The 13,588-nt window shown below is 65.1% G+C and carries 11 protein-coding genes; 8 read left to right on the plus strand and 3 right to left on the minus strand.

What is annotated here, in order from left to right; translation table 11 throughout:
- Positions 1–11: 11 nt before the first annotated feature.
- Positions 12–1,274, minus strand: a complete 1,263-nt coding sequence (locus ACX12F_RS18165) for an amidohydrolase family protein (RefSeq protein WP_459365893.1) — start codon at positions 1,272–1,274, stop codon at positions 12–14.
- Positions 1,275–1,325: 51 nt separating this feature from the next.
- On the opposite strand from ACX12F_RS18165, the gene ACX12F_RS18170 reads away from it, so the two are divergent.
- Positions 1,326–2,186 carry an AraC family transcriptional regulator gene (locus ACX12F_RS18170; RefSeq protein ID WP_459365894.1) on the plus strand — a complete coding sequence of 287 codons (861 nt, stop codon included), beginning with the start codon at positions 1,326–1,328 and terminating at the stop codon, positions 2,184–2,186.
- Positions 2,187–2,195: 9 nt separating this feature from the next.
- Here the strand turns inward: ACX12F_RS18170 and ACX12F_RS18175 are convergent, their stop codons facing one another.
- Positions 2,196–2,837, minus strand: coding sequence for a nucleoside/nucleotide kinase family protein (locus ACX12F_RS18175; RefSeq protein ID WP_459365895.1), 642 nt, complete (start codon positions 2,835–2,837; stop codon positions 2,196–2,198).
- 184 nt (positions 2,838–3,021) lie between these two features.
- Here ACX12F_RS18175 and ACX12F_RS18180 point away from each other — a divergent pair, with 184 nt between their 5' ends.
- Positions 3,022–4,491 carry an AMP-binding protein gene (locus ACX12F_RS18180; protein WP_459365896.1) on the plus strand — a complete coding sequence of 490 codons (1,470 nt, stop codon included), beginning with the start codon at positions 3,022–3,024 and terminating at the stop codon, positions 4,489–4,491.
- A 15-nt stretch (positions 4,492–4,506) separates the two neighbouring features.
- On the opposite strand, the gene ACX12F_RS18185 is transcribed toward ACX12F_RS18180, so the two are convergent.
- Entirely contained in the window at positions 4,507–5,274 is a 768-nt protein-coding gene (locus ACX12F_RS18185) for a DUF2127 domain-containing protein (protein WP_459365897.1), read from the minus strand.
- Between the two features lie 243 nt (positions 5,275–5,517).
- Between ACX12F_RS18185 and ACX12F_RS18190 the strand changes: the two genes are divergently transcribed.
- The 6 genes from ACX12F_RS18190 to ACX12F_RS18215 all read left to right on the plus strand — a co-directional run bounded on the left by ACX12F_RS18190 (position 5,518) and on the right by ACX12F_RS18215 (position 13,469).
- Complete coding sequence (locus tag ACX12F_RS18190) at positions 5,518–6,219, plus strand: response regulator transcription factor (RefSeq protein ID WP_459370415.1); 702 nt, start codon at positions 5,518–5,520, stop codon at positions 6,217–6,219.
- The gene (locus ACX12F_RS18195; protein WP_459365898.1) at positions 6,200–7,741 is read left to right on the plus strand and encodes a sensor histidine kinase; all 1,542 of its coding nucleotides are present in this window, start codon (positions 6,200–6,202) and stop codon (positions 7,739–7,741) included. Before ACX12F_RS18190 ends, ACX12F_RS18195 begins: the two co-directional genes overlap by 20 nt.
- A gap of 61 nt (positions 7,742–7,802) precedes the next feature.
- A complete protein-coding gene (locus ACX12F_RS18200; protein ID WP_459365899.1) occupies positions 7,803–9,740 on the plus strand; it encodes an ArnT family glycosyltransferase in 1,938 nt (645 codons plus the stop codon).
- Between the two features lie 649 nt (positions 9,741–10,389).
- Positions 10,390–11,742, plus strand: coding sequence for a cryptochrome/photolyase family protein (locus ACX12F_RS18205; protein ID WP_459365900.1), 1,353 nt, complete (start codon positions 10,390–10,392; stop codon positions 11,740–11,742).
- A gap of 807 nt (positions 11,743–12,549) precedes the next feature.
- Positions 12,550–13,032 carry a TspO/MBR family protein gene (locus tag ACX12F_RS18210; protein ID WP_459365901.1) on the plus strand — a complete coding sequence of 161 codons (483 nt, stop codon included), beginning with the start codon at positions 12,550–12,552 and terminating at the stop codon, positions 13,030–13,032.
- 92 nt (positions 13,033–13,124) lie between these two features.
- Positions 13,125–13,469: a hypothetical protein gene (locus ACX12F_RS18215; protein WP_459365902.1), complete on the plus strand. Its 345-nt coding sequence runs from the start codon at positions 13,125–13,127 to the stop codon at positions 13,467–13,469.
- The last annotated feature ends 119 nt before the right edge of the window (positions 13,470–13,588 follow it).

Raw genomic sequence — 13,588 nt, forward strand, 5'->3', positions numbered from 1 at the left:
CCCCGGCCGGATCAGGTGAGGGTCATCTGCTTCTGCGCGTACAGCTTTGCCCACTCGGCGCGCGGCCGGATCGACACGTCGACATCAGCACCCTTGGCCCGCAAGGCGCCCGCCGTCGCCTGGTCCTTCGGTGTCAGCTTGAACGGATCCCAGCCGAAGAACCGGCAGGAGTTCTCCCAGGTGATCTTGTTGATGTCGGAATCCGAAGCGCCGGCGGCGTTCAACTCCGCGAGAACCTGCTCGGGGGCGTCGGGCCAGAAGCAGTCCGAGTGCGGGTAGTCGCACTCCCAGGCGATGATGTCGATACCGATCTCGTGGCGCAGCTTCAGCGACGTCTTGTCGGTGACGTAGCAGGCCAGCGAGTGCTCGCGGAAGACGTCGCTGGGTAGCTTGTCCCCGAAGTCGCGGCGCAGCCATTTCTGGTTGGTGTAGTGCCGGTCGCTGCGATCGAGATAGAACGGGATCCAGCCGATACCCCCTTCGGAGAACGCGAATTTCAGGTCCGGATAGTTACGCATCGCCGGGCCCCACAACAAGTCCTGGGCGCACATCGCCGACACCTGCGTGGCCAGGATGATCAGGTTGTCGATCGGCGCGTCCTTGGCCATCGAGATGGCACCGAAGCCGGTGCCGATGTGCAGACACATCACCACGTTCTGCTCGGACAACGTCCGGAACACCGGGCCCCAGTAGTCCTCGTCGAAATAGCTTGGCAGCCCTTCCAGGTGCGGCAGCTCTGGCATCGTGACAGCCCGGCAGCCCTTGGCGGCCACCCGGCGGATCTCACGGCACATCGCCTCGGGATTCCACGTCGGCAGGATTGCGATAGGGATGAACCGGTCCGGGTACGAACCTGCCCATTCATCGATGTGCCAGTCGTTGTAGGCCGAGACCATCACCAGGGTGGCCTCTTCGCGGTGCATGTTGAGGTGTCGGGCCGAGAAACCGGTAAAAGTCGGGAAGCACATCGAGGCGAGGATGCCGTTCCGGTTCATGTCGCGCACCCGCTCGTGGACGTCGTACACGCCAGGGCGCATTTCGGCGAAGCCGGCGGGATCGCGGCCCCACTCCTCGGCCGGCCACGACACCACGGCGTTGAGCCCGCTCACCCCTTGGGGACGGCCCTGATACATCCACTGGTCGACGCCCTTGTCGTCGGTGACGACGATCGGCGCCTCGGGCTTGTACTTGTCCGGGACATGGTTGACGAACATGTCGGGAGGCTCCACGACATGGTCATCGATGCTCACCAGAATCAGGTCGTCAGTATTCACATTTGCTCCTCACGTCCGCGCCTGCGCACCTCAGTAGTACCGTCTAGACGCGTGACCGTCTCTGCACTTTCGGACAGAGGTTTGTCCCAAACGGCCAAGTTGCCCGAGCGGCCGGTGATCGAGCTGCGCCGCGGCGGGCGCGCGCTCGGCGGCAGCTACCTCTACGAGGGCGACGCGCTGATCACCGGCTGGCACTCCCACGAGGTGCACCAGATCGAATACGCCCTGCACGGCCTGGTCGAGGTGGAAACCGATGTCGCCCACTATCTGCTGCCGCCGCAACAGGCCGCCTGGATACCTGCGGGTCTGCCCCATCAGGCGGTGATGAACCCGGACGTCAAGACCGTTGCCGTGATGTTCGATCCCGGCCTGATCGCCGACCGGTCGGACCGGGCACGCATCATCGCTGTGTCACCGCTGATCCGCGAGATGATGATCTACGCGTTGCGGTGGCCCATCAACCGGCCCCACGGCGACGCCGTCTCGGACGGCTTCTTTCGCACCCTCGCGCATCTGGTGGCCGAAGCGTTGGACCACGAAGCGCCGCTGAGCCTGCCGACGTCGGAACACCCGATCGTTGCCGCGGCAATGGCTTACACAAAAGAACATCTGGCATCGGCAACGGCCGAGCAGGTGAGCCGGGCGGTGTCGGTATCGCAGCGGTCGCTGCGCCGGATGTTCCAGGAGTCCATCGGATTATCTTGGCGGACTTATCTTCTCAACGCCCGGATGCTCCGGGCGATGGCGTTGCTGACAGAACCGGAACAGTCGGTGCAAGCCACGGCCACCGCGGTCGGGTTCGAGAGCCTCAGCGCGTTCACCCGCTGCTTCACCCAGTTCAGCGGGCAATCACCCTCGAGTTACCGCCGCCGGACCGCGGAGACGGCACAATCGCTGCACGGGTCCAGGTAGCGGTCACGATCACGGCCGCTCGCCGTCACCCATCTCCCAGGTGCGATCACATCGCTCCTCGGTACCGGCGATCAGCTGCGCGTTCGGTTCGTCGACCGCGCGTACCCAGCGCTCGGCGGCGATCAGGCTCCGCCCTCCGGCGATATGGCGCGCGAGCAGCCGTTTCCGCCGCACGTCGTCCGCGCCCCTGAGGTAGTACAGCCGTTCGATCAACTCGCGCACACCGGTGAAGCCGTTGGCGGGCAGCGCAAGGTAATTGCCCTCCGTGACCACCAACCGAGCCGATGCCGGCACCACCAGGCCGGCGGCGATGGACTCTTCGAGCGTCCGATCGAACCGTGGCACATAGACATCAGCGGCCTGGTAGGCGTCCCGCACCCGCGTCAGCGATACCAAAAAGCCGGCCGCATCGAACGTATCCGGGGCACCTTTACGACCTTTACGACCGAGCCGCGCCAGCTGTGCATTGGAGAGATGGAATCCGTCCATCGGCAGCAGGGCAGCGAAATCGCACTGGGCGGAATTGAATTCATCGACGAGCAACGCCGCCGCCGTCGACTTGCCGACGCCCGGCGGCCCGGTCAGACCGACGATGACACGGCCCGACCGCACTTCGAGCAGTCGGGCGACATCGTCTGTCAATGAGGCCATTCCGCGGACACTAGCCGCTCGGCGCGCCCAAGTCGAAGTCGTACCGCGGCCGGACCAGAGAAATCATCCTCGCGGCACATGCCGACTGAAGACCTTCCAGCCAAAACCATTGGGACGGAGAAGTATCCGGCCTCCGAGCCTGGTAGCGTGATGCGGACGTTCAGGCCGAGACCCGGGAGGCGTTGTGGGGCAGGGTGAATTGCTCCATCAGATCGTGGCCGACGCCGCTGCCGTCGTGCCCGACCGCCCGGCTGTCATCGCCGAAGACGGCACCGTCACGACGTTCGCGCAATTCGACCGATCGATCACGGCGGCTGCCGGCTGGATCGCATCCCGAACCACCCGCGGCGACCGCGTCGCGGTGATCGCCGACAACAGCTCCGACTACGCGACGCTCTACTACGCGGCGCCTCGCGCCGGATGCATCCTCGTGCTGATCAATCAACGGCTCAGCGCCGACGAACATGTCGCGCAACTGGCCGCAGCGTCACCCACCCTGGTCCTGGGCGATGCCCGCTACCTGAATTCGCTGAACCGGCCTGACGCGATCTCGTTCGACGACGACCAATGGGCTGCGGCAACGCAATCGACGGGGTCGCCGCTGCCCGCTGAGCCGGACGTGGACGACCCGGTCTGGCTGCTCTTCACCAGCGGGTCGACAGGGATACCGAAAGGTGTTGTGCACACGCATCGTTCGATCGCCGCGGCGGTGCGGGGCAGCATCGTCGGCAGGTCGGTCCGTTCCGGCGGCGTCTATCTTCTGCCATTCCCCATGTGCCACATCGCCGGGTACAACATGCTGGTGCACCACGCCGCACAATCGACAGTGTTGCCGGTGGCTGCCTTCCGGCCGGATGCCTTCGCCGCCGCAGTGAACCGGTACCAGGTGACATCGTGTTCCCTGGCCCCGACCATGCTGCACAGCCTGCTGGCCCATCTCGACGAGACCGGCACTGACCTGCCGTCATTGCGGGATATCGCCTACGGCTCGTCGGCCATCCCGGCCGGCCTGCTTCGGCGTGCCCTCGACCGCCTCGACGTCGGCTTCCACCAGGGCTATGGGATGACCGAAACCGGTGGCAACGTCACATTTCTCGGTCCCGACGATCATCGTGCCGGCGCAGCGGGTGGCACTGCCGTGCTCGCGACGGCCGGCCGTCCGCACGCCGACGTGCAGCTCCGGATTGCCCCGAACGGCGAAATCCTGGTTCGCGGAGACCAAGTGGCCGTCCGGTATTGGCCCGACACGGCTACGACCGACGAGGGCTGGCTGCACACGGGCGACGTCGGATACCTCGACGACGATGGTCGGCTCGTGGTATCCGACCGGCTGAAGGACATCATCATCACCGGCGGCGAAAATGTGTCCTCCCGGGAAGTCGAAGACGTGCTGTCGTCGCATCCCGACGTGGATCAGGTTGCGGTTGTTGGGGTTCCCGATCCGTACTGGGGCGAGGCGATCTGCGCGGTCGTCGTGCCCACCGCCAACAGCCGACCCGACGCCGAGGCCCTCGTCGCGCACGTACGCGAGCACATCGCGGCCTTCAAACGGCCCCGTCATGTCCTGTTCGTCGACGCACTACCTCTCACGACCAACGGTAAGATCGCCAAACAGGTACTGCGCGAACAACTCCGGGAGCGCTTCGCCGGCTAGCTCAGGCCGGCGGCCTCACGACGTGGCGGTCGCCAGGCCCGCCCGCTCAACGCTCATCAGACTCTCGGTCTCGTGATCCCGCCGATAGGCCGCGCCACCACCGTTGAGACCGAACAGCCGCTTGCTCCACAACAACCAGAGCACCGCAATGATGTTCACCAGCAGCATCGCCAACCGCAACGCGGTGACCTTCTCGGTCAGCTCGTAGATCTCCAGCGGCAGGAAGACGCTGGTGGCGACCACCGCGAAATACTCGCCCCAGCGCCACATCCCCCACAACCCGACGGCTTCCACCAATTCGATCAGCGCATACACGGCAATGCCGATCGCGATCAGCAACAACGTGCTACTCGACATGGTGAAGGCGTCGTTGATGTGGCGGACGATCTTGGAGCTGTCGAGGTTCCAGCCGATCTGGTCGGCCAGTGGCCGCAGCAGTGGCAGGTCCTTCTCGAACATGTCCTGCAGATGGACCCGCGCCGCGCGCACCCGGAACACGCCATATGACATCAGCGCCAGCAACAGGAATCGGAAGACCCGCTCCACGGCCAGCACACGCATCAGCACGCGATCGCGCAACAGCCGGCCGCGGGGAACTTCAGGCGCTGACTCCGCCGGTCCCTTCCCTCGCGGCGGACCGACCACGAAGGTCTCGCACCGCAGGCACCGCCACGCCTCGCCGACCGGCGTCTGCACGTGCAAGCGAGCAGCCAGCTCCGGTTCGTCGGGGGCGAACGTTGCATGACCGCGGAGTCCACAGGAACGCAGGGCGAAATCCACCATGTTCGTACCGTAGTGGCAGCTCTTGACGGTCGGCGCCCAATTCGGTCGGCACGCCCAAAACGCCCGGAATCGCGCCGCAAATAGAGCGCTCACCAGGGGCAACGCGTCGATCATAGGTTATCCATAGGCCAACCACAGATCGTCGCTAACCCGATTGGCAACAATGTCGCGATGCGATACGCACCAGACGCCCACGAGGCGGCCCGCCGGCCACAAGCCGCCGGCCCTGCAGCTCCGGCCCCGATGACTCGCCACGACGGTAGCCGCATCGAGGTCCTCGTGGTTGACGACGAACCGGCGCTCGGCGACCTGATAGCCATGGTGTTGCGGTACGAGGGCTGGCAGGTCACGGCTGCGCGCGACGGTGCGTCGGCCATCAAGAAGGCCGCCGCAGAGAAGCCCGACATCGTGGTGCTCGACATCATGTTGCCTGACATGAGTGGGCTCGATGTGCTCCACGAATTGCACCGGATCCGCCCCGAATTACCAGTACTGCTGCTCACTGCCAAAGACACCATCGAAGACCGCATCGCCGGATTGTCAGCGGGCGGAGACGATTACGTCACCAAGCCGTTCAATGTCGAGGAAATGGTGCTGCGGATGCGGGCCCTGATTCGCCGGACCGGCGTCGGCGTTTCAGCCGACAGTGCGCAACTGGTCGTCGGCGATCTGGTACTGGACGAAGACAGCCGTGAAGTCACCAGAGCGGGCACCGAAATCACCTTGACTGCGACCGAATTCGAGGTGCTTCGGCTGATGATGAACAACCCTCGGCGGGTGCTCACCAAGACCCAGATCCTGCACGCCGTATGGGACTACGATTTCGAAGGCCGCTCAAACGTGGTGGAGCTGTATATCTCGTACTTACGCAAGAAGATCGATGCCGACCGCGCACCCATGATCCACACGGTCCGCGGAGTCGGCTATGTCCTCAAACCGCAGTGACGTCGTGGTAGCGGCCCCTCCGCCGCGGTCGCGACGTGGCCGGAAGTATGCACCGCGCACCTGGACGTTGCGGTGCCGCCTGATCGTGGTGGTGTCGGCGCTCGGCGCGGGGCTGTGCGTCGCTGTTGGCGCCGGCACTCTGATTGCGTTGCGGCACTTCCTCATCGGCCAACTCGACAACCAGGTTTTCGATGCCCAATCCCGGTCGATGACGTTCTTTGAGTTCGGGCCTCCGCCATTCCTGCGATTCTCCGGTCCCGGGCCGATGTTCCTCGATGGGCCCGGCCAATCGGCGGGCACCGTGGGCGCGATCATCTCGCAGCCCGGGCAGAGCCACGCGGCGGTCATCTTGACCAGCGGCGACCGCCGACCGGTCACCTCGGCGGCATTGACACAGCTGGAACGAATTCCCCAGGGACGCACCGTCAGCGTCGACCTGGACGGCCTGGGTCCGTACCGGCTCGTCGCGCAGCCGTCCCACAACGAGGTCGTGGTGTCTGGTCTGCCGCTGGCTGGAGTGAAACAGACTCTGCGATCCGTCACCTGGATGATCGGTGGGTTCTCCACGCTGGCTCTGGCGGCGGCGATTGCCGCGGGGACTGTGATGATTCGCCGCGAACTCGTCCCGTTGTCACGGATGTCCGACGCCGCGCAATATGTTGCCGGCCTGCCGCTGCACGAAGGTGACGTGCAACTTCCGTCGCAGATCGAGCCTGTGGACGCCGACACCGCCCATACCGAGGTCGGCCGGTTGGGCACCGCGCTCAACAGCATGGTCGACCGTGTGGCCGACGGGCTCGCCACCCGCCACGCAAGCGAGACTAGGGTACGGCAGTTCGTCGCCGATGCGAGCCACGAGCTGCGCACACCACTGGCCTCGATCCAGGGGTACACCGAGGTGGCCCGTCGGTTGGTCACCGGGATACCCGATGACGCGGCCGATGGGCTGCGCAACGACCTGGTCTATGCGCTGACGCGGGTGCATGCCGAGTCCCGGCGGATGGGTCAACTGGTTGAGGACATGCTGCTGCTGGCCCGGCTCGACGCCGGTCGGCCCTTGGCGTACGACGAAGTCGACCTGTCCCAGATGGTGATCGACGCCGTGAGCGACGCCCACATGGCCGGTCCCGAACATCGGTGGGCCTTGGACCTGCCGGATCATCCGGTGATCGTCATCGGCGACCGCCCACGGTTGCAGCAGGTACTGACCAATCTGCTGTCGAACGCCCGAGTCCATACCCCTGCCGGCACCACGGTGGTCACTGCGCTCACCGATGCCGCTGACGGTTCCATCTCGTTGACGGTGTCCGACAACGGACCCGGCATCCCAGCCGATGTGCTGCCGGAGATCTTCGAGCGCTTCGCGCGCGGAGACGAATCCCGATCGCGCACTGCGGGCAGCACCGGCCTGGGTCTGGCCATCGCGCAAGCCGTCGCCAAGGCCCATCGCGGCGCGATCGCAGTCGACAGCAGCCCGAATGGAACTGCATTCACAGTGACGCTGCCGGCACGCGACGCATAGTCATAGCCGCGCCCCAGAGTCAACCAACGGACCACCCAGCTAAGTCGCAGAAGATGCGAGCATGTTGCAGAATCCGACCTTGCACCCTGCACGGCTGCCCCAGACCGCTCATTCGCGGTCCACAGTGACCGACCCGCGGTGGGCGCGACCCGCTCTCGTGGCGCTGCTGGTGGCCACCGCCGCGTTCTGGACCGTCACACTGGGCCGGATGGGTTGGGCCAACGCGTTCTACGCCGCTGCGGTACAAGCCGGCACCCAGAGCTGGAAGGCGGTGCTGTTCGGCTCGTCGGACGCCGCCAATTCCATCACAGTGGACAAGCCGCCCGCATCGCTGTGGCCAATGGAGTTGAGCGCCAGAATATTCGGCGTCAACACCTGGTCGATACTTGTCCCGCAAGTCGTGATAGGCGTCGCCTCGGTCGCGCTGTTGTACGTGATCGTACGACGGCAATTCGGCCCAGTCGCGGGTCTGATCGCCGGTGGCACAATGGCTTTGACACCCGTGGCCACGCTGATGTTCCGGTACGACAATCCGGACGCTCTGCTGGTGCTGCTGATGATCGGTGCCGTCGGTGCCCTGATGCGGGCGGTAGAGGACGGCCGCACCCGGTGGTTGGTGCTGTGCGGCGCGCTCATCGGATTCGGTTTTCTGACAAAGCAATTGCAGGTCATGCTGGCGGTTCCGGGTTTGGCGCTGACCTATGTGGCCGTAGGCCCGTCGCGGCTGCGCACGCGGATGCTGCAATTGGTCGCAGCACTGGTGTCGATGGTGGTGGCAGGTGGATGGTGGGTCGCGCTGGTGGAGCTCATCCCAGCGGCCGACCGGCCCTACATCGGCGGGTCGACGGACAACAGCTTCTTGAACCTGACGTTCGGGTACAACGGCATGTCCCGGCTCAGTGGCAGTCATGGCGGTTTCCCCGAGCCGCCACCGGGCCTGGCCACGCCCCCCGGCGGCAAGCACGGCGGGTTCCCGTTCGGCTCAGATCCGAGCATCCTCCGTCTGTTCACCGGCGAGTCCGGGACCCAGATCTCGTGGCTGCTGCCCGCCGCACTGATCTTTCTAGTCGCGGGAATCATCTTGTGCGGCAAGGCTGCCCGCACCGATCCGCGACGTGCTCAGTATCTGGTTTGGGGAGGTTGGCTGCTCGGCACGGGCGGTGTATTCAGCTTCATGTCGGGCCTGTACCACGATTACTACACGATGGCACTGTCGCCGGCCGTCGCCGCGCTGGTCGGCAGCGGTGCGACCCAGCTGTGGCACCGTCGTTCGACCATCTGGGCTTCGCTGACCCTGGCGGCAACGGCCGCGATCACCGCCGGATGGTCGTGGGTATTGCTGAACCGCACACCGGATTTCGTGCCCTGGTTGCGTTGGTCCGTACTGGCTGTCGGTATCGCCGCGGCGGTGCTGCTGGTGCTGGATCGGCTACGTGGTGCCCGATTCGGATCCTTGGCCGCCGCGCTCGCCCTCGTCGCCGCATTGGCCGGCCCGCTCGCGTACTGCGTGCAAACCGTAACCACGTCGCACAACGGTGGCGTCGTGACCGCCGGGCCGCAGGTGGCCGGTGCGCATCTCCCCGGACCGCCTCCGGGATTCGACAAGGCGCCCAGCACGCATCTGGCCCAGCTGCTGCAGGCCGATGCCGGTGAATACACCTGGGCAGCGGCCACCAACGGATCCAACGAAGCGGCGAACTACCAGTTGGCCTCGGGCGAGCCGGTGATGCCGATCGGCGGATTCATCGGCAGTGACCCCTCGCCGACACTTGCACAGTTCCAGAAGTACGTCGCCGACGGTCAGATCCACTACTTCATCGTGTCGCGGGGCCCTGGTGGACCTGGGATGCCCGACGTGCCCGGGCGGCAGGGCAAGGCGGACAAGACTGAGACCGAGGGTGCCAAGATCGCCGACTGGGTGAAGCAGAACTTCACTGCCGACACCGTCGACGGGGCGACCTACTACGACCTGACCTCGCCACAGCACCACGGCACCTAGGCCGGTACTGCCGAATACAGTTGTCAGATAGCGAAAGAACGAAGGAACGTGCTGGGCGGTTGACCAGACCCGTCAATCGCCCGGCTGCGACCTGGCCCGCTCGGACGAGGACCTGGCCGCAAACTCGGCGGTCGGGTCAGTGGCCTGCTGGATCAAGATGGCCGCGACAGCCGCACCCAAACCCGCACCCGCGCTTATCAACCCAACAGCTGCCAGTGCCACCCCGGCCCGACGACGCGTCTTGCGCTGCATGATCATGCGCACCATCTCCTCGTTGCGGAACAACCCGACAGCCGCAGACCATATCCCAGGGTGGTTCGGTGCGCTGAACTGTCGAGTTTGCTGACACAGCGCCAGAAAATGCGCTCGAACTTCCCCTCGTGACGAGTGGTCTTGCGTCATCGACCCGCTTGACCATGTTGTGCTACAGCATATTTCAGCTGGCCGTCGATCAACTCAACGGCGTTTGAGGCCGATGGGAATTGGCATCGAGAAGGCCCATCAACAGTCCCGCCGCCGCCATATTCATATCGGCGCAATACAGAACCCATACGAATTCCCCAGGGTCGGCGTCGAGCAAGCGGGCCATGTTTCCGAGCCTTCGATCACGGCCTGGCGTTGCGGCCCCGTGGTCGGCAAGTATGTACTTGTGCCATCCCTGCTCTGGTTCCGCCGAGACCTCCGGTTGAGCGATCTACCCGCGCTGTCGGCAGCGGTCGGCCAAGACCGTGATGTACTCGCCTGCTTCGTTCTCGATCCTCGGCTCGAAGCCTCCTCGAGTGCCCGGCGCCTGCAATTCCTCGGAGACTCCCTGCGGCAGTTGCACGCGGATCTGTCCGGCCGGTTGCTGGTCACTCGTGGACGTCCGGGGGAGCGAATTCCGTTGATCGCCGATGAGATCAACGCGTCCGCAGTTCACGTGTCAGCGGACTTCACTCCGTTCGGCCGTCGCCGCGATGAATGCGTGCAGGACGCGTTGGGCAACGTACCGCTGGTGTCCACGGGCTCCGCGTACCTGGTCTCACCCGGCCGGGTCATGAAAGACGACGACACGCCTTATCGGGTGTTCACCCCGTTCTTCCTGCGATGGCGCGATCATGGATGGCGCCGGCCAGCCCCAACCGGAGTGCATTCGGCGCAGTGGATCGATCCGGGCGAGTTGCGCGCAGCGGCGAGTCAGCCGGCCCACATTCCGGATCCTGGTGTGCCGCTCTGCTTCACCGCCGGCGAGGCGTCGGCCATGCAGCAGTGGAGGAGATTCGTCGCCGACGGATTGACGGACTACGCCGATCAACGAGACCGTCCCGCCGCCGACGGAACCAGCGCACTGTCGGCGCATTTGAAGTTCGGCACGATCCATCCCCGCACCATGGTCGACGATCTCGACCTCGGCCAAAGCAGCCACGTCGCGTATCTGCGGCAGTTGGCTTTTCGTGATTTCTACGCTGCGGTGCTGTACCACTGGCCGGATAGCGCGTGGCACAACTGGAACCGCGATTTCGACGCGATCGAAACGGACACCGACGCCGCGGCGGTACGACTGTTCGAGGCGTGGAAGCAGGGCCTGACGGGATTCCCGTTCATCGATGCCGGAATGCGGCAGCTGAGCCAGACCGGTTTCATGCCCAACCGGCTGCGGATGGTCACCGCGTCGTTCCTCGTCAAAGACCTACACGTGCCGTGGCAGTGGGGCGCCCGCTGGTTCATGGCCCAGCTGGTCGACGGTGACATCGCCAACAATCAGCACGGCTGGCAATGGTCCGCCGGCTGCGGAACTGACGCCGCCCCGTACTTTCGGGTGTTCAACCCCACTGCGCAGGGAAAGAAGTTCGATCCCACAGGCGCCTACATCCGTCGCTGGGTTCCTGAGTTGGCGGACGTCGCAGATGTCCACCTCGCCTCCGGGACTCGTCCACCCGGTTACCCGGCACCGATCGTTCACCACGGCGACGAGCGTGCCGAAGCACTTCGGCGATATCGGGCAGTCGGGAGTCAAGGTTGACCCGAGGCGCGGAGACGGGCCGACCACCCGGCTGTATCCCGTTCCGCGTCATCGGTAACCGGGCTACGAGCCGGGCGGTCGAGTTGCTACGCGGGATCAGAATGGCGGAGGCGGCAGCAACGGTCCACCCGGGGGCGGCGGAATCCCCGGCCCCGGCGGCGCGAGACCGGGCCCGCCGGGAGGCGGCAAACCGGGTCCGGGCGGCAGGATGCCCGGCCCGGGCGGTGGGGGCGGCTGCGCGCCGGCTGCGGCTGCGCTGAATCCCGCGCCCGCACCCATCAGCGCGATCGCAACTAAAGCGACCCCCGCACGGTGACGTGTCTTGTGCTGCTTTGACATTCGCACATCTCCTAGATTGTGGAACTACTGACGGTTGCCGACACTAACCCATTTCAGCGGGTGGGGTGAATTGTCTAATTTCGGCAACATCGCACACCGAGGCACTATTTCGCGGGCTGTTTAGCTACTTTCAGGTTTCATGCCGTTGTCACCAAATACGTTGTCATACAGTAATTTACAATGCACCGAGCATGCTCGGGAAATGTCACTTTCATTCACCGAACAAGGCAATCGACCAGGTTGTGCGCATTCCCGACTCCGTTCTCGGCGCCACATTCATATCGGCGCAGTACGGAATCCATATGAATTCCCCAGGGTTTGACGCGCACTGGAGCCGGCAGAACCGCAAGCGTAGTGCGCACGCCGCGAAAACGGTGGTGATACACCGTTGTGTCGCAGCATCGAACATGGGTGCACGCCAATTGGTCGGTGCCATCGAGCTTTTCCCGTGCTGGAGGAAGGATTTCCATGCGAATCGCCACCGTGCTGATCGCGGGAGTGGCGACCACAGCCACAGCGGCACTCAGCGGCGCGGCAACAGCGCCCGCAGTCCAGTCGAACTGGTATGCGCAGCTACGAAAGCCCGCTTATCAACCGCCACGTCAGGTATTTCCCGTCGTCTGGCCGGCTCTTTACACCAACATCGCCGTGGTGTCGGCAGCCGCGATCGACGAATTGGGCGCAACCGGCCGCGACATCGAGCGTCGTGCCTACCGGAACGGACTCGCGCTGAATCTCGCTCTCAACGCCGCGTGGTCCTGGTTGTTCTTCAACCGCCGTCGATTCGGCGCCGCGACCGCTGTCAGCGCTGCGCTCACGGTGAGCAGCACCGATCTGACGCGACGGGCCATCGACGCCATCGGTGGACGGGCCGCACCATTGGCGCTCTATCCCCTGTGGTGCGCCTTCGCCACCGTGTTGTGCGGACATATCCGGCAACTGAACAGGTGAGAAGGCCGGCCGCAGCCTCAGCCGGGCCTGGCGCATAGCGGGCCCATCGCCTTACGCTGACGACCAACACGCTCGATCACGCGGAGGCCAGGTTGCAGAATCCGGAAGCTTTTCTCGACCAGTTCGCCGACGACGCGGCCGGCCGGGCATTCGCCGAGCCGTACCACACGCCCGACGGAGCGACCGTCATTCCCGTGGCCAAGATCGGCCGCGGCGGCACCGGCACCACGGCAAAACCGCTCGGCGTGTTCGTCATTCGCGATGGCGGCACAACGTGGGTACCGGCGGTGGATGCCGACCGCATCGCGCTGATCGGTGTCGTGACCGGCCTGGTGACCGCGGCGATCGGCTGCCTGGCCATCCTGCGCCGCCCACCGTGGCCCGACCTGTCCGACCACGGGAGTCCGGCGTCGCGTCGCCGCCGACTCAATCCATAACTCCTTCGTCGCGTGGTTTCGCGATCCCACGCCCGGGTATCTGGAGTGCGGGGGTCGTGGAGTTGTTCTGCCGCGGGACTGCGCGGAAGAGCGATTCCTTCCAACACGAGCACACGCAA

This window comes from Mycolicibacterium sp. HS_4_1 (assembly GCF_054515875.1).

Bases quoted from the DNA above. Each gene is read 5' to 3' on its own strand.
- ACX12F_RS18175 (WP_459365895.1), bottom strand. From the start codon at position 2,837: ATGGCCTCATTGACAGACGATGTCGCCCGACTGCTCGAAGTGCGGTCG.
- ACX12F_RS18185 (WP_459365897.1), bottom strand. From the start codon at position 5,274: ATGGTGGATTTCGCCCTGCGTTCCTGTGGACTCCGCGGTCATGCAACG.
- ACX12F_RS18190 (WP_459370415.1), top strand. From the start codon at position 5,518: ATGACTCGCCACGACGGTAGCCGCATCGAGGTCCTCGTGGTTGACGAC.
- ACX12F_RS18195 (WP_459365898.1), top strand. From the start codon at position 6,200: ATGTCCTCAAACCGCAGTGACGTCGTGGTAGCGGCCCCTCCGCCGCGG.
- ACX12F_RS18200 (WP_459365899.1), top strand. From the start codon at position 7,803: ATGTTGCAGAATCCGACCTTGCACCCTGCACGGCTGCCCCAGACCGCT.
- ACX12F_RS18210 (WP_459365901.1), top strand. From the start codon at position 12,550: ATGCGAATCGCCACCGTGCTGATCGCGGGAGTGGCGACCACAGCCACA.